The following is a 15,091-nucleotide window of genomic DNA, read 5'->3' as shown; positions in this document are numbered from 1 at the left end:
GGACGATGCCTAGATACTGACGTTGGAGTATTGGTTTGGCAGCGTAGTAATCGTGACCACCGAAGAACCAACCAACAAAATAGATTGACGCCCGACCGGACGGTCGACACAATTGGCGGCAAGAGAGGATAGTGCTGATGAGTTCGTCGAACGGGCTGGAAGACGCGGTATTGCTGCGGTCTCACGCCCCTTACACGCTGGCTGGGTACGCGGCCTTTCGCGACGTCATCGATCGAGACGGAGCCGTTCCGGCGCGGTTGAAGGCGTTGTTCGTCGCGGTCACGGCGATCGATCGGCGCTATCCCGATCTTGCTCGCCGCGAACTTGTTCGTGGCGTGGGTCTGGGTCTCACCGTGACGGAGGCAACCGCCGGAATCATCGTCTTGAGCAGCCTGCGCGGTGAAGGTGCGGCGTTGGAATTCGCCCAACTGGTGACCAGCGCCATGGCGTTGGGCGAGTTGCCGAAACCACAGCAGCTACCCGACGCTGCGCCTGGCGAAGCGGTCGCCAATTTCGAGGCGTATTTCGGAACGATTCCGCCGCCACTCGCCCAGTTGCTGCGGCTCGTGCCGCGGGCAGCGGACGCATATTATCTCATGCGTCGGGGCAGTATCGACGCGAACCCGCTGTCGCCCAAACATGGCGAACTGCTGCTGCTGGCGATCCTCGCGGCCGGGTATAGCCCGATGGCGGCAACGCATGTTCGCGGTGCCCGCCGGGCGGGCGCCAGCGACGAGGAAATTGCCGAGGCGGTGCTCTGCGCGATCCCTGCAGCTGGGGTTGCCGCCTGGATGGCCGTTGGCGCGCTGCTGGAACCGGCAGCGGACTGAACTTTCTACAAATATATCCATCACTAAAAACGGAGAGCGACATGGAACTCGAAAAAGACGTCATCCAGTATGAACTGGCGGATAATGGTATCTGCACGATCTGGCTGAACCGGCCTCACAAGCGGAACTGCGTCAGCCCACAGCTACTGCGCGAACTCGAGGTCGCGGTCGATCGCGCCGCTGCCGACAAGAAGGCGTTGGCCGTGGTGTTTCGCGGACGCGGCAACACGTTCTGCTCTGGCGCAGATCTGGATCAGCTGGTCGGTCCGGTGCTGCACGAAAGCACGGTTTCACTACAGCTCGCGATCGACTCGGCGCGGACCTACGACAAGATCTACAACATGTCGAAGCCGACCATCGCCGCAGTCGAAGGCTATGCCGTCGCTGGTGGCTTCGAACTGATGATCTCGTGCGATTTCGCACTGGCTGCATCGGAAGCGAAGATCGGCGATTTCCATATCCGCCGCGCGCTGTTCGGCGGTGCCGGGCCGATTTATCGCCTGCCGCGCTACATCGGCATGCGCAAGTCCAAGGAGCTGATGCTGACCGGCAAGCTGCTGACCGGCGACGAGACGGTCGAGTGGAACCTGTGCAACGCGTCTGCTCCCGCCGACAAGTTCGATGCTTTGATCGCGGACTTCTGCGCGCCGTTGATCGACAAGAGCCCGTTCTGCATGTGGATGACCAAGATGGCGCTGAACCGCGGCATGGACGCCGACACGAACACGCTCATCACGCTTGAGACGATGACGTGTAACGTCGTCCACCATTCCGCCGATGCGAAGGAAGGCGTCGCCGCATTCCTCGAGAAGCGCAAGCCGGTCTGGACGGGCAACTAAGGTGACGAAGGTCAGCATGGTCGTGCTCGCAAGCCGTCCCGACGACTGGACGCAGGTGCGATTCACCGAGTGGTGGCGCGGGCCCCATGCCGATGCCGCTCGGGTGCTGCCTGGTCTCGTCGCGTATCGCCACGGCGTCGTGACGAAGGACTATGACAGTCCCGAAACGCCGGGATGGGACGGGCACGCCGTGCTGACCTTCGCTGATCAGGCCGCGCTCGACGTCGCCTTCGCCTCTCCAGAATGGAAGGCGGCGACTGCCCAGACCCGCGGGATGGGCGGCCGGAGGATTATCCTGATCACCGAGGAAGTCGATCTGCTGGAAGCGCAGGTTCAGTCGAAGGAGTATGGAGATGGGTGAACTCTCTCCTGGCTTTATGGCGCAAGGCTTTCGACTGGACGGCCAGCGTGCGCTCATCACGGGCGGACGCGGCGCACTGGCAGAGGCGATGGCCGCGACCTTGGCGGATCTGGGCTGCGCCGTAGCACTCGCCTCCCGCAACGGCGACGAATGTGTTGCGTTGGCCAACACGATCACCGAGCGCTTTGGCACGCAGGCGATCGGACTGTCCTGCGATATCTCGGATGAGGACTCCGTCGAAGCCGCCGTGACCGAGACGATCGCGCGACTTGGCGGTCTCGATATCCTCGTCAACAATGCCGGTGCCTCGTGGTGGGGGCTCCCACAGGACATTCCGCTCAAGGGCTGGCGCAAGGTCATGGAGGTGAACGTCACCGGCACGTTCCTCGCGTGCCGCCACGCGGCACGTCACATGATCGCGCATGGCGGTGGCGCCATCGTCAACATCGCCTCGGTCGGCGCCTTCATCTCCTACCGCCCTGCGGATGGCCAGGTCGTGCCGTACACGACGAGCAAGGCGGCTATCGTCCATCTGACGAGTGATCTGGCTGCGCAATGGGCTGAACACGGCATACGCGTGAACGCGATCGCGCCCGGATCGATCGAGACCGGCATGACCGAGACGCTTGACCCCACGATTCAGGACAAGACCCGGGCACGCATCCTGATGGGGCGCTTCGGGCGCCCCGACGAAGTCTCCGGTACGCTGGCCCTGCTTGCCTCCCAGGCCGGCAGTTTCATTACCGGCCAGACTTTCCTCGTGGACGGAGGGCAATCCCTTGGCTGACCTGAGCGCGGATGGACTTGTCTGGTCCGACGACCGGCTGTGGCCTCAGTTCGTGGCGAGGGCCGACGAAGATCCAGCCGCGACGGCTCTGGTCGATTGCGATGATCGACGATGGACCCGGGGCAAGCTTCGCGTCGAGGCGGAAGCCCTGCAGGTCCGTCTGCGTGCAGCGGGTGTCGGCGCAGGATCGCGCGTGCTGGTCGCCGGGCACAAGCGTGCGAGCACCTTGGTTGTGGCGCTCGCCGTATCGGCGTGCGAGGCGATCTTCTGCCCCTATTCGCCAAAATTGTCCGACGCCGACCGGACGATGCTAGAGACCCGGCTCGGCCATGCCGCGCACATCTTCGTGGATGCCGACGACGCGATCCGTATCGATCCCGCTCCTTCGATAGTCCGCTCCAACGATTTTCGCAACCGCGACGCCGCGCTGATCGGGTTCACGTCCGGTACTACAGGCGTGCCCAAGGGCGTGATGCACGGGTCGACGGCGTTGAACTACGCGACGCGTGCCTGCGCTGCCAATGCCGGCCTGAAGCCAGGAGACTCGATCCTGGGGATCGTACCGCTCGACAGCGCGCCGGGCTTCACGTTCACCGCGCATTTCGCCCTGTCGCTTGGCCACCCCCTCGTGCTGATCGATCCATGGGACCCCGTGGCAGCGATGCGACGTGCGACCGTTCATGACTGCGGCTGGGCGATCATGGTGCCGACGCACCTGTATACGATGGTGGAGGCGGCGAAGACAGGCGCGTGGTCGGGGCGATTGCCGTTACGCGCCGTGGCCGTTGGCGGCAGCGCGATGACGCCTGAATTGATCGCCGATGCCGATACTCTGTTGGGCCTGAAGGCGCTGCGTATGTTCGGCATGTCGGAATGCATGGGACATTGTTCAACCGTGCCGACAGACACGCTGGTGCGGCGTCAATCGACCGATGGGCGACCCTTCCCGGGAACGCTCGAGGAAGCCTTCGATACGGACGGTCGATCGCTGCCACGCGGTGAGCGTGGACAGGCGGGCGTGCGCGGACCGTCGCTGTTCCTGGGCTATGCCGAGGATCTGGGAGCCGGACAGGAGCGCATGACGCCCGACGGCTATTACCTGACCGGCGACGAGATCGTCCGCGACGATGAGGGCTATGTCCGGGTGGTGGGTCGTATTAAGGACCAGATCATCCGCGGCGGTCTGAACATCGACCCCGCCGAGATCGAAGCCGCACTGCTGCGCCACCCGGCCCTCGCCGAAGTGGCAGTGGTCGGCGTTCCGGAACGCAAGCTTGGCGAGCAGGCTTGCGCAGTGTGCCGGATACGCGATGGGGCGTCGCCGATCAGTTTCGACGAGATGATCGCGCATCTCCAACGCGAAGGAATGTCGCGCAAGAAATGGCCGGAACATCTGGTCTTGGTCGATGAGATGGCGATCGGCGCCACCGGAAAGCTCGATAAGAAGGCCATGGCCGCGCGTGCGGTTGCGGCACTGGTGTCGGCGTGACTGGATTTTCGTTCGATCTGACCGGCCGTGTCGCGCTGGTCACAGGGGCATCCTCGGGACTGGGGCGTCGGTTTGCGAACATATTGGCGGCGAGCGGTGCGAAAGTGGTGATCGGCGCGCGGCGTGCCGAACTGCTCGACACGCTTGCGCAGGAGATAGCGGACAATGGCGGCGAAGCGCTGCCGCTGGCGATGGATGTCACCGACGAGGCCTCGATCATCGCGGCCTATGACGAAGCCGCAGCACGCTTCGGCCCGGTCGATACGGTCATTGCCAACGCCGGACTGAACGTCGCAGGCAGTTCTCTCGGGCTGGAGGCCGACGCCTTCGACCGGATCGTCGCGGTCAATCTGCGCGGTGTGTTCCTGACGGCACGCGAAGGTGCGCGGCGCATGGTGGCAGCCGGATCGCAGGACAGCGAACATGGTCGCATCACGATAATATCGTCGATCACCGCGCATCAGCCGGGGGCGGGCATTGCGCCGTACAGTGCGACAAAGGCTGCCGTCGCCCAGATGGGGCGATCGCTGGCGAAGGACTGGGCGCGCAAGGGCATCAACGTCAACGTGCTTTGCCCCGGCTACATCTCCACCGAAATGAACGAGACGCTTTGGGATCAGCCGGCGGGGCAGGGGCTGCTCGCGTCCTTTCCACGAAAGCGCGTTATGGACAGCGACGCGCTTGACGCGATGATCCTGTATTTCTCGTCCGATGCAAGCCGGAACCTGACCGGTTCGGTGATGACGATCGACGACGGACAGACGCTTTGAGGGTTTGGCATACCAGGGTTGGTCAGTGCCATACCGCGTGTCGCACCGCCGAACTGACGCTGGTTTTCCCGGTGAACGGCTACCGCGGCGCCGCAAGTTGGGGGTCGAGCACGTCATGACGCGGGTCTCCGATGCCAATCTGGGGACCACGCCAGTACGCCCGGGTTTCGAGCTTGACGAAGGCGCGTTGGACACGTGGATGCGCGCGCATGTTGCGGACTATCAGGGGCCGCTGATCGTCACGCAGTTTCGCGGTGGGCAATCCAATCCGACTTACCATCTGGCCACGCCGAAGCGACGTTACGTCCTGCGTCGCAAGCCGCCCGGGCCGTTGCTGAAGGGCGCTCATGCCGTCGACCGCGAAGCTAGGGTGCTGATCGCACTCGAGCGTGCCGGCTTTCCGGTGGCGCACGTTTACGGACTGTCGGTGGACGACACGGTGATCGGCACGATGTTCTACGTCATGGACATGGTCGAAGGGCGCGTCGTCTGGGACGCGACCTTCCCTGACGTACCTGCCGAGGAGCGGGCTGCGTATTTCGATGCGATGAATGCGACGATGGCGCAGCTTCACGGGATCGATCCAGACGCGATCGGGCTCGCGGACTATGGTAGGCCCGGCAATTACTTCGAACGTCAGATCGCGCGTTGGTCGAGCCAGTATCTGTCCGACGATGCCGCAGGGCGGGATCCGTATATGGACCGGCTCGTCGAATGGCTGCCGGCGAACATTCCCCTCGACGACGATGCGTCATCCATCGTGCATGGCGACTTCCGCTGCGACAATCTGATCTTTCATCCCAGCGAACCCCGGATATTGGCCGTACTCGACTGGGAATTGTCGACCCTCGGGCATCCGGGAGCGGACTTCGCCTATCATGCCATGATGTACCGGATGCCGGCACATATCGTCGCCGGGCTTGGTGGCGTGGATCCGGCGTCGCTCCGGATCCCGTCCGAACAAGCGTATCTGCAAGCCTATTGTGCCCGGCGTGGCTTGGCTTCGATGCCCGGATACGACTTCTACATCGCGTTCAACTTCTTCCGCCTCGCCGCGATCTTCCACGGAATAAAAGGCCGCGTGCTGAACGGTACGGCGGCGTCAGCCGAGGCACGCCAGCGCGTCGCGGTGCTGCCCGAATTGATGGCGCTGGCCTGGGCGCAGGCGGAGCGCGCGACGCGTCGCTGATATTTGGAGAGTTGCGTATGTCCGATCCTACCGCATTCCGCTGCGTTGCAGCGCTATTGGCGTTGTCAGCGCCGCCCGCGGCTCTTGCTCAGGTGCCTGCGCGGCCGGTTCCCACCGAACAGACGACACAGCCTGCCACGACGAGCGCGCTGCCAGACGACAGTGTTTTGCCCACGCCCGATCGTTTCAGGCGGTTCGACGATCTTAGTCTGAAGGGCTGGGCGATCTCGTATCCCAAGGTCGCCGATACGATCCTCGCCGATCATCTAGGCGTTCGTGATGCGCTCGCCGATATCGGCATCGGCATTTCGCCGATCAATACGGCCAATTTCCAGTATGACTTCTTGCAGAACGATCGCGGCTATCGTGGACCACAGCTTTATAACGGTCAGCGAATAACACGAACCAATACCACGGCCAGCCTCACCGCGACTTACGATCTCGGCCGTATCGGCCTCAAGGGCGGGCAGATCGCGACGACATTGAGCATCGTCGACAACAGCTTTCCAGCAGTGAACGGTCCGAAGAAAATCCGGATCGGTCGCCTCCACTATTATCAGGATGTGATCGCCGGGGTGTTGGACTTCAAAGCGGGCTACATCGACAACACGCAAGAATTCCTTGGGATCAACGTCGGCGGGAATCTGGCAACCGGAAACCTCGGACCGCAGGCGACGATCCCGTTCCAACTGGGTTTGAGTTATGGCGGGTTCGCCGCGCCCGGTATCAACGTCCGGGTACGATCCAAGACCGGCTTCTATAACAAATTCGGTATTCAGCGCAGCTTGCCACCAGGGGGCGCGACAGCGGAAAACGCTGTAAACCCAGGAGGTTTCCGATTCTCCCCTCCAGGGACTGGCGTATTATTGATCGACGAAATCGGTTTCATTCGGGCATCGGCGCCCGGAACGAAATCTGCCTGGGTACGGTTCGGCGGCATTCATAATTCGACGCGCTACACTCGCTTTTCTGATGGTGCGCAAAAAGATAATTGGGCCGTTTTCGTCGCTGCCGATCGACAGCTGACGCAGACCGATCCGGCGAAACCCTTTCGCGGAATCTATGCCGGAGCGACATTCAACTACGCACCACCCGAACAGAACTTCTTCACTCAATATTACGAAGGCCGAGTCTATGGCGTCGGTCTCATCAAAAGTCGTCCGTTCGATCTGGCATCGTTGGTAACAACGTATAACGTATATAGTCCGGAGGGACTGCTCGCTCGCGTCCCGACAAACCAATCATTCTACAAAGGTACCTCGGCTGCCACGGCCAGCTACGCCTATCGCGCTGCGGCGGGGATCTATATCCAGCCGGGCTTGGGAGTAACGGTGCATCCGATCTTCAGCCCAAGGTTCGGGCCAGCATTGAACGGCTACCTAAGCCTGATCACGCTGTTCTAAGTCCTCCACCAGCGCTGCAAGGGCGATTGCATATCGCCAAGATGCCCATCAATTTCCTGGAGCAATCTGGACCGTCCAAGGGGTGTTCGCCAACGTCCACTTGCCATTCGCAAGGGGCCGATGTCATGGCCGGCTAGTCGCTCATCACGCTATTTCCGCACAGATTTTCCTCGAGTTCGAAAGTGTCGAAACAGCATATTTGGCACCAAGACGAAGGATACGCCAAGCCCGGGTGATGCGATCAGCTTGAGATACTCCAGCCCAGCCGTGCTCCCTTCGATCGCACCCTCGCCCAAGCGCGATCAGCCCCTCCAATCTATCGGAGGGGCTGACCGGTAGCGTTAGGCAGCCGCGCCTCCGTCGATGTTGAGCGTGGTACCCGTAATATAGCTCGCATCGGGACCGGCGAGGAACGAGACCGCACCCGCGATTTCCTCGACCTTGCCGTAGCGGCCAAGCGGAATGAATCCGATCATCTGCTGCGCGAACTCGCCGTTGGCGGGGTTCATGTCTGTGTCGATCGGGCCGGGCTGCACCGTGTTCACCAGAATATTGCGCGATGCGAGATCTTTCGCCCAGCCTCGTGCCAACGCTGCAACGGCCGCCTTGGTCGCGCTGTAGACCGCAGTCGCCGGGAAGGCGAGCTCGCCCGAGACGCTGCCTATCAGGATGATCCGCCCACCATCGTTCAGGTGCGACAGCGCCGCGCGCGTGCCAACGTGGAGGCCCTTCACGTTGACGTCGAACTGGCGATCGAAGGTCTCGTCCGTATCGTCGGCGACGGCAGAGAATTCCGCCACGCCGGCATTGTGGACCAGGATGTCGATCGCGCCGAGCGCGGCGGCGGCCTGCTCGACGCCCGCGCGCTGCGATGCAGGGTCGGCAGCGTCTGCCTGGAATGCGAAGGCAGTGCCGCCGGCACTCTCGATTGCCGCCACGGTAGCGTCGGCGGCAGCCTTGTTGCCGGCGTAGGTGATCGCGACGGCCGCACCGTCGGCAGCCAGTCGCTTGGCGATTGCTGCGCCGATGCCGCGTGATCCACCGGTGACGAGCGCTTTTTTGCCCTGAAGTGACATACCAACTCTCCGAAATGTGGCCCGCGATCACGCCGTCGTGTGCTGTCGGCAAGACGGAACATAAGCTTACGATTCCACAGTTCAACATATCCGAACTATTAAAGAGGAGCCGCTCCATTATATGAGCTCGATGCCCCGTTTCACGCATCCCCGTCTTGAGGACGTTCCGCTCGATCTCGCTCTCCACGCGCTGGCCGATCCCAATCGGCTGGCAATGGTGGCACGGTTGGCCGCGACCGAGCGCCTGAGCTGTACCGACGCGGCACCGTGCGAGTCGATCCCCAAGAGCACGCTGTCCAATCACCTGAAGCTGCTTCGCGCCGCCGGGCTGATCGAGACGACGCAGGCTGGGCGCGAGATGATCAACACGCTGCGACGCTCCGATTTCGACCGGCGTTTCCCGGGCCTGCTCGACGTGGTGCTCGCCAACAGCATTGCCTGACGCATACCGCGACGCAGACAGATCCGGCGCCGTATCGGGACCGAAGCTGGCGGTGCCGCAAGGCAGTCCGAGTGTCCGGAATTGGGCCGGGTTGCCTCGTTCCGCGAAAACCTCGCTGACTTGGTCTGTGGCCTTGGCGCTCTTGGTATCGCGAGAGGATGGTGGAGCCAAAGAGCCGGGCATACTCGTGACTGAATCGCGATACGCTTTCGTACCCGACGGCATAGCCGGCCGCGGCAACGTCGCGGCCGCTGAGGATTAGTCGACGAGCCTCCTGCAATCACAAGCTCTTCTGATACTATAGCGGCTCATCGTCGTTGCCGTTCGAAAATGCCGGTGTAGCGAAGCCGAACTCATGCCTGCCTCATCGGTCAACGCTTCGACGCGTAAAGGCTGGTCGAACTGCTCATGGAGTAGCGTAATTGCGGGGCGTACCTGCGAAAGGCGGCTATCCGCACGCGCGATCTGGCGGACGATGCTCCTTGCTGGCCCTGAAATAGGCAGCAAAGGATTTACGCTCGCAAAGCGGCGCCAATACCGTGATGTCCTGCGGCGCGTCGAGTAGCCGCAGCAGGCGTAGCCAGGCGTCGAGCAGTTCAGTAACAGAAGGGCTGGGCGGCATTTTAGTTTCGTAATGCGTTGTAGGGACCCGACTGCGTGCGGTTCCAGAATATTGAACGGAGCTGCTAACACGGCCGGGGACCATATAGGCAAGACGATGGGGACAGCGCCGGTGTAGTACGTGGGCTACACCGGCGCTGCATTTCGAATTTACAGCACCTCGAACAATCCGGCTGCGCCCATGCCGCCGCCGACGCACATCGTGACCACGACATACTTCGCGCCGCGACGCTTGCCTTCGATCAACGCATGGCCAGTCGCGCGGGCGCCGGTCATGCCGTAGGGGTGGCCGATCGAGATCGCGCCGCCGCTGACGTTGAGCAGCTCGTCGGGGATGCCGAGATGGTCACGGCAATACAGGACCTGCACCGCAAACGCCTCGTTCAGTTCCCACAGGCCGATATCGTCCATCTTGAGGCCGAAGCGCTTGAGTAGCTTGGGGATCGCCACGACCGGGCCGATGCCCATCTCGTCGGGCTCGGTGCCGCCGACCGCCATGCCGACATAGCGACCGAGCGGCTGGAGACCGCGCTGCGAGGCGATCTTCTCTTCCATCAACACCGACGACGACGAGCCGTCCGATAGCTGTGATGCGTTGCCCGCGGTGATCGTGAAGTCGGGACCCATGACTGGCTTGAGCGACTGGAGCCCTTCCAGTGTGGTGTCGGCGCGGTTGCCCTCGTCCTTGGTGATCGTCACATCCTTGTACGTGACTTCCTTCGTTTCCTTGTTGACGATGGCCATGTTGGCATCGACGGGCACGATCTCCGCATCGAAATAGCCGGCGGCCTGCGCGGCGGCCGTGCGCTGCTGCGACTGGAGCGCGTAGGCGTCCATCGCGTCGCGACTGATACCGTAGCGCTTGGCGACGACCTCGGCGGTCTGCAGCATCGGCATGTAGACGTCCTTGTGCATCGCGATCAGCTGGGGATCGGGGGCGACGCGCATCTGCGGGGTCTGGACGAGGCTGATGCTCTCGACGCCGCCGCCGATCGTGATGTCCATGTTGTCGGTGATGATCTGCTTGGCGGCGGTGGCGATCGCCATCAGGCCGGAGGCGCACTGGCGATCGACCGACATGCCCGAGACGGTGACGGGGAGGCCGGCGCGGAGCAACGACGTGCGGGCGATGTTGCCGGCCTGGTGACCTTGCTGGAGGGCGCAGCCGAAGACTACATCGTCAACTTCGGCGCCGTCGATGCCGGCGCGCTCGACCGCGGCCTTGATCGAATGCGACGCCAAAGTCGGGGCGGGGGTGTTGTTGAAGCCGCCGCGGTAGGCGCGGCCGATGGGGGTGCGGGCGGTGGAGACGATGACGGCTGAACGCATGATGTTATCCTTATCTGCTGCCTTCCCGCTTGCGGGAGGGGGTTTGGGGAGGGGTGGCCAGAGCAGCCGGCGCAATCGCGGCTATCTCGGACCCTCCCTGACCCCTCCCGCAAGCGGGAGGGGAATTGGTTTCAAACGAAGACCTGGCTGATCCATTCGGCGATCAGGGCGGGCTTTTCCTGGCCTTCGATCTCGACGGAGAACGAATTGGTCTGCTGCCACTGGCCGGGGCGCTTTTCGTCGAACGAGAGCAGCTTGAAACGGCCGCGTACCTTCGAGCCCGAGCGGACGGGCGTCAGGAAGCGGACCGAGTTGCCGCCGTAGTTGACGCCCATCTTCGCGCCCTCGATGGTCGGCGCGTCGGGGACCTTCGACGATAGCAGCGGCATCAGCGATAGCGTCAGGAAGCCGTGTGCGATCGTGCCGCCGAACGGAGTCTGTGCCGCGCGGACCGGATCGATGTGGATGAACTGGTGGTCGCCGGTCGCGTCGGCGAACTTGTCGATCATTTCTTGCGTGACCTCGACCCAGTCGGAGACCGTCTCGGTGCCGATGCGCTGCTGCATCTGCGCGGTGGTGATCGTCGCCACGGCATTCCCCTCAAAGCTCATTTGGCGCTAAGCGCTGAAATGTCTCTAGGCGTACAGGCAAGCGGATCGCAAGCCTCACCCAACCGGAAGCTGGAAAATGTCGACTGCCGTAACGTCCAATGCCCGTGATATCATGGCGAAGCTGTACCGCGCGAGCGAACCCGATGTTCTAAAACCGTTGCTGGACCGCGCCGCGCTCGATTCGGATTCGCGCGAGCGGGTGATGGGGCACGCGCTGGGACTGCTCGCGGACCTGCGGGCGGCGCAAAGCAAGGGCTGGGTGAACCAGTTCCTCCAGGAATATCGGCTGAATTCGTCGGAAGGCGTCGCGCTGCTGTCGTTGGCGGAGGCGTTCCTGCGCGTGCCCGATCCGGAAACGGCGGATCTGCTGATCGCGGACAAATTGGGCGATGCCGACTGGCGCGCGCATGCGGGCAAGTCGAACTCGAAGCTGGTCAATTCGGCGACCTGGGGTCTGGTGGTCGGCCGCGTGCTGGTCGGCGAGGGATCGACCGGGCCGCTGCGTCGCCTGATCAGCCGCGCAGGCGAGCCGTTCGTGCGGCAGGCGGTCGGCGCGGCGATGAAGATGATGGGCGAGATCTTCGTGATGGGTCGTACCATCGACGAGGCGATGAAGCGGATGCGCCGGCCGGAGAACAAGGGCTTCACGGCGAGCTTCGACATGCTCGGCGAGGCGGCGCGGACGCATACCGACGCGCAGCGATACTTCCAGGCGTATGTCGGTGCGGTCGATGCGGTCGGGCGCGATCCGGCGGCCGGGCACTCGATCTCGGTCAAGCTGTCGGCGCTGCATCCACGGTACGAGGTGGCGCGGTGGAGCGAGTGCGTGCCCGCGCTGACCGAAATGCTGGAGGCGCTGGCGGTGCAGGCGGCGTCGAAGGGCATCGCGCTGACCGTCGACGCGGAGGAATCCGAACGGCTTGAGATGAGCCTGGACATCATCGGCGCGGTCGCGGGTTTGCCGTCGCTGAAGGGCTGGGACGGGTTCGGCATGGCGGTGCAGGCGTATGGCAAGCGCGCGCGGCCGGTGATCGAATGGGCGAACGGGCTGGACCGCGTGATGAACGTGCGGCTGGTGAAGGGCGCGTATTGGGATAGCGAGATCAAGCGGACGCAGGTCGAGGGGCTGGCGGACTACCCGCTGTTCACGCGCAAGGCGGCGACCGACGTGTCGTACCTGGCCGTGGCGAAGGACATGCTGGCCGCGGAGAATATCCGGCCGGCGTTCGCGAGCCACAATGCGCTGACGGTCGCGACGATCATGGAGTGGGCTGGCAACTCGCGCGATTTCGAGTTTCAGCGGCTGCACGGTATGGGCGACGGGCTGTACGAGCGGCTGGTGCAGGAGAACGGCTATCATTGCCGGGTGTATGCGCCGGTTGGCGGACACCGCGACCTGCTGGCGTATCTGGTTCGGCGGTTGCTGGAGAATGGGGCGAATTCCAGTTTCGTGCATCAGTTGGCGGACGAGCGGCTGACCGAGGCGGAGATTCTGGCGGATCCTGTGGCGAAGATCGCTGCGGTGGGGGGGAAGCGGCATCCTAGCATTCCGTTGCCGGTGGATTTGTTCGGGGCTCGGGGGCACCGGAATTCTGCTGGGTTGGATTTGAGTGATGTCGGGACGCTGGAGGCGACGGTTGCTGCCGTTAATGCGCCGTTGTCGCCTAACCTCCACCCCGGCGAAGGCCGGGGCCCAATTGGGGGCGGTGGATTGGCTGAGGACGGCGCGTCGTCACGACAGACTTCCCAATTGGACCCTGGCCTTCGCCGGGGGGTACAGATGGGCTTGGCGGGGGTGCCGTTGCGGCCGCCATTACGCGTGCACATGCGGCGTTTCCGGGTTGGTCCACCACGCCGGTCGACGATCGCGCCGCTTGCCTCGAACGCCTAGCCGACCTGCTCGAGAAGCATCGCGACGAGCTGATGGCGATCTGTGTGCAGGAGGCGTTCAAGACGATTGGCGACGCGATCGGCGAGGTGCGCGAGGCGGCGGACTTCTGTCGCTATTATGCGCAGCAGGCGCGGCTGAACCTGCATCCGATCGAACTGCCGGGGCCGACGGGCGAGCGGAACACGCTGCATATCGAGGGTCGCGGTGTCTGGGCGACGATCGCGCCGTGGAACTTCCCGCTGGCGATCTTCCTTGGTCAGACGGTGGCGGCGCTCGTCACCGGCAACACCGTGGTCGCCAAGCCTGCACCGCAGACGCCGCGGATTGCGGCGCGTGCGGTTGAGCTTGCGCATGAGGCTGGCGTGCCGGTCGATGCGCTGGTGCTCGTGACCGGCGGGCCGGAGGTCGGCGCAGCGCTGACCGCGGACGTGCGGATCCAGGGTGTCGCGTTCACCGGGTCGACCGCGACGTCGCGGAAGATCGCGCGGTCGTTGCTCGACGACGAGACGCGGCCGATCGTGCCGTTGATCGCGGAGACCGGCGGGATCAACGCGATGATCGTCGATTCTACCGCGCTGCCGGAGCAGGTGGTGGCGGACGTTATCGCGTCGTCGTTCCGGTCTGCGGGACAGCGTTGCTCGGCGTTGCGCTTGCTGCTGGTGCAGGAGGATATCGCCGACGGCGTGGTCGAGATGCTGTCGGGGGCGATGGAGACGCTGCGGATCGGGCGCTCGGGCGATCCCGCGACCGATGTCGGGCCGGTGATCGACCAGGCCGCGTATGACCGGCTGATGGCGTATCGCGAGAGCGTGAAGACGAAGATCGTCAAGACGCTCGACGCGCCGGCGGATGGGCTGTTCGTGCCGCCGACTCTGGTGCGGATCGGCGCGATCGAGGATTTGAACCAGGAGTGGTTCGGGCCGATCCTGCACGTCGCGACGTGGGAGGCGGGGAAGCTGAGCGAGACGATCGCTCGGGTCAACGCGAAGGGGTATGGGCTGACGATGGGGCTGCACAGCCGTATCGCGCGGGCGGCCGAGGTGATCGAGGCCGAGGCTGCGGTGGGGAATCTGTATATCAACCGGTCGATGATCGGGGCGGTCGTGGGGTCTCAGCCTTTTGGCGGCGAGGGGTTGTCGGGGACTGGGCCGAAGGCTGGTGGGCCGCGGTATCTGTATCGGTTCTGTGCTGAGCGGGCTGTTTCTGTGGATACGACGAGTGCGGGCGGGAATGCGACTTTGCTGTCGTTGGATGAGGGTGGGATTTGGTTGCCGCCCGACCGAACTCAGCCTTCGTTCGTTTTATAAGGCGAGTCCCCGACATCATAGAGCACCACCCCGGCGGAGGCCGGGGTCCAATGGGGAAACGGTGCTGACAACCGTTGCGCTTCGTTACTGCGACCTTGCCAATTGAGCCCCGGCCTTCGCGGGGGTGGTGTTGGGGCGTCGCGGCG

Annotated in this window: 13 protein-coding genes and 1 pseudogene; 10 read left to right on the top strand and 4 right to left on the bottom strand. The window is 63.6% G+C overall.

All coding sequences use genetic code 11. The features are described from left to right. The first annotated feature begins 137 nt into the window (after positions 1 to 137). From NHF48_RS10805 to NHF48_RS10770, 8 genes are all read left to right on the top strand, one after another. Positions 138 to 830 (top strand): carboxymuconolactone decarboxylase family protein, encoded by a 693-nt coding sequence (locus tag NHF48_RS10805; RefSeq protein WP_253071107.1) that lies wholly within the window; start codon positions 138 to 140, stop codon positions 828 to 830. Between the two features lie 41 nt (positions 831 to 871). Continuing rightward, positions 872 to 1,669, top strand: a complete 798-nt coding sequence (locus tag NHF48_RS10800) for an enoyl-CoA hydratase/isomerase family protein (RefSeq protein ID WP_056485440.1) — start codon at positions 872 to 874, stop codon at positions 1,667 to 1,669. Between the two features lie 16 nt (positions 1,670 to 1,685). Continuing rightward, entirely contained in the window at positions 1,686 to 2,030 is a 345-nt protein-coding gene (locus NHF48_RS10795; RefSeq protein ID WP_253072400.1) for an EthD family reductase, read from the top strand. Continuing rightward, entirely contained in the window at positions 2,023 to 2,817 is a 795-nt protein-coding gene (locus NHF48_RS10790; protein WP_253071106.1) for an SDR family NAD(P)-dependent oxidoreductase, read from the top strand. The genes NHF48_RS10795 and NHF48_RS10790 overlap by 8 nt, the downstream gene beginning before the upstream one ends. Continuing rightward, on the top strand, positions 2,810 to 4,306 hold the full coding sequence (locus NHF48_RS10785) for a class I adenylate-forming enzyme family protein (protein ID WP_253071105.1): 1,497 nt from the start codon (positions 2,810 to 2,812) through the stop codon (positions 4,304 to 4,306). Before NHF48_RS10790 ends, NHF48_RS10785 begins: the two co-directional genes overlap by 8 nt. Continuing rightward, positions 4,303 to 5,076: an SDR family NAD(P)-dependent oxidoreductase gene (locus tag NHF48_RS10780; RefSeq protein WP_253071104.1), complete on the top strand. Its 774-nt coding sequence runs from the start codon at positions 4,303 to 4,305 to the stop codon at positions 5,074 to 5,076. The genes NHF48_RS10785 and NHF48_RS10780 overlap by 4 nt, the downstream gene beginning before the upstream one ends. 115 nt (positions 5,077 to 5,191) lie before the next feature. After that, a complete protein-coding gene (locus NHF48_RS10775) occupies positions 5,192 to 6,265 on the top strand; it encodes a phosphotransferase (RefSeq protein ID WP_253071103.1) in 1,074 nt (357 codons plus the stop codon). A gap of 17 nt (positions 6,266 to 6,282) precedes the next feature. Beyond that, positions 6,283 to 7,668 (top strand): carbohydrate porin, encoded by a 1,386-nt coding sequence (locus tag NHF48_RS10770; RefSeq protein ID WP_253071102.1) that lies wholly within the window; start codon positions 6,283 to 6,285, stop codon positions 7,666 to 7,668. A gap of 341 nt (positions 7,669 to 8,009) precedes the next feature. On the opposite strand, the gene NHF48_RS10765 is transcribed toward NHF48_RS10770, so the two are convergent. Beyond that, a complete protein-coding gene (locus NHF48_RS10765; RefSeq protein WP_253071101.1) occupies positions 8,010 to 8,744 on the bottom strand; it encodes an SDR family oxidoreductase in 735 nt (244 codons plus the stop codon). A gap of 130 nt (positions 8,745 to 8,874) precedes the next feature. Here NHF48_RS10765 and NHF48_RS10760 point away from each other — a divergent pair, with 130 nt between their 5' ends. Next, the gene (locus NHF48_RS10760; protein WP_342454743.1) at positions 8,875 to 9,186 is read left to right on the top strand and encodes an ArsR/SmtB family transcription factor; all 312 of its coding nucleotides are present in this window, start codon (positions 8,875 to 8,877) and stop codon (positions 9,184 to 9,186) included. Positions 9,187 to 9,634: 448 nt separating this feature from the next. On the opposite strand, the gene NHF48_RS10755 is transcribed toward NHF48_RS10760, so the two are convergent. The 3 genes from NHF48_RS10755 to NHF48_RS10745 form a co-directional block, all read right to left on the bottom strand. Then, positions 9,635 to 9,808 carry an AraC family transcriptional regulator N-terminal domain-containing protein gene (locus NHF48_RS10755; RefSeq protein WP_253071099.1) on the bottom strand — a complete coding sequence of 58 codons (174 nt, stop codon included), beginning with the start codon at positions 9,806 to 9,808 and terminating at the stop codon, positions 9,635 to 9,637. Positions 9,809 to 9,957: 149 nt separating this feature from the next. Beyond that, positions 9,958 to 11,136 (bottom strand): acetyl-CoA C-acyltransferase, encoded by a 1,179-nt coding sequence (locus tag NHF48_RS10750; RefSeq protein WP_253071098.1) that lies wholly within the window; start codon positions 11,134 to 11,136, stop codon positions 9,958 to 9,960. Between the two features lie 131 nt (positions 11,137 to 11,267). After that, positions 11,268 to 11,702 (bottom strand): MaoC family dehydratase, encoded by a 435-nt coding sequence (locus NHF48_RS10745; RefSeq protein WP_253072399.1) that lies wholly within the window; start codon positions 11,700 to 11,702, stop codon positions 11,268 to 11,270. Positions 11,703 to 11,859: 157 nt separating this feature from the next. On the opposite strand from NHF48_RS10745, the pseudogene putA reads away from it, so the two are divergent. Beyond that, positions 11,860 to 14,945, top strand: a pseudogene (putA, locus tag NHF48_RS10740) (bifunctional proline dehydrogenase/L-glutamate gamma-semialdehyde dehydrogenase PutA). Positions 14,946 to 15,091 lie beyond the last annotated feature (146 nt).

The sequence above is a fragment of the Sphingomonas sp. H160509 genome (genome assembly GCF_024124765.2).
GTDB lineage: Bacteria > Pseudomonadota > Alphaproteobacteria > Sphingomonadales > Sphingomonadaceae > Sphingomonas.
The sequence above is the reverse complement of the archived record's forward strand: the minus strand, read 5'-3'. Positions and strand labels throughout refer to the sequence as shown.

Excerpts from the sequence above, each read along its gene's own strand:
- NHF48_RS10805 (WP_253071107.1), top strand. The coding sequence starts at position 138 with ATGAGTTCGTCGAACGGGCTGGAAGACGCGGTATTGCTGCGGTCTCAC.
- NHF48_RS10800 (WP_056485440.1), top strand. The coding sequence starts at position 872 with ATGGAACTCGAAAAAGACGTCATCCAGTATGAACTGGCGGATAATGGT.
- NHF48_RS10795 (WP_253072400.1), top strand. The coding sequence starts at position 1,686 with ATGGTCGTGCTCGCAAGCCGTCCCGACGACTGGACGCAGGTGCGATTC.
- NHF48_RS10790 (WP_253071106.1), top strand. The coding sequence starts at position 2,023 with ATGGGTGAACTCTCTCCTGGCTTTATGGCGCAAGGCTTTCGACTGGAC.
- NHF48_RS10775 (WP_253071103.1), top strand. The coding sequence starts at position 5,192 with ATGACGCGGGTCTCCGATGCCAATCTGGGGACCACGCCAGTACGCCCG.
- NHF48_RS10770 (WP_253071102.1), top strand. The coding sequence starts at position 6,283 with ATGTCCGATCCTACCGCATTCCGCTGCGTTGCAGCGCTATTGGCGTTG.
- NHF48_RS10765 (WP_253071101.1), bottom strand. The coding sequence starts at position 8,744 with ATGTCACTTCAGGGCAAAAAAGCGCTCGTCACCGGTGGATCACGCGGC.
- NHF48_RS10760 (WP_342454743.1), top strand. The coding sequence starts at position 8,875 with ATGCCCCGTTTCACGCATCCCCGTCTTGAGGACGTTCCGCTCGATCTC.
- NHF48_RS10755 (WP_253071099.1), bottom strand. The coding sequence starts at position 9,808 with ATGCCGCCCAGCCCTTCTGTTACTGAACTGCTCGACGCCTGGCTACGC.
- NHF48_RS10750 (WP_253071098.1), bottom strand. The coding sequence starts at position 11,136 with ATGCGTTCAGCCGTCATCGTCTCCACCGCCCGCACCCCCATCGGCCGC.
- NHF48_RS10745 (WP_253072399.1), bottom strand. The coding sequence starts at position 11,702 with ATGCAGCAGCGCATCGGCACCGAGACGGTCTCCGACTGGGTCGAGGTC.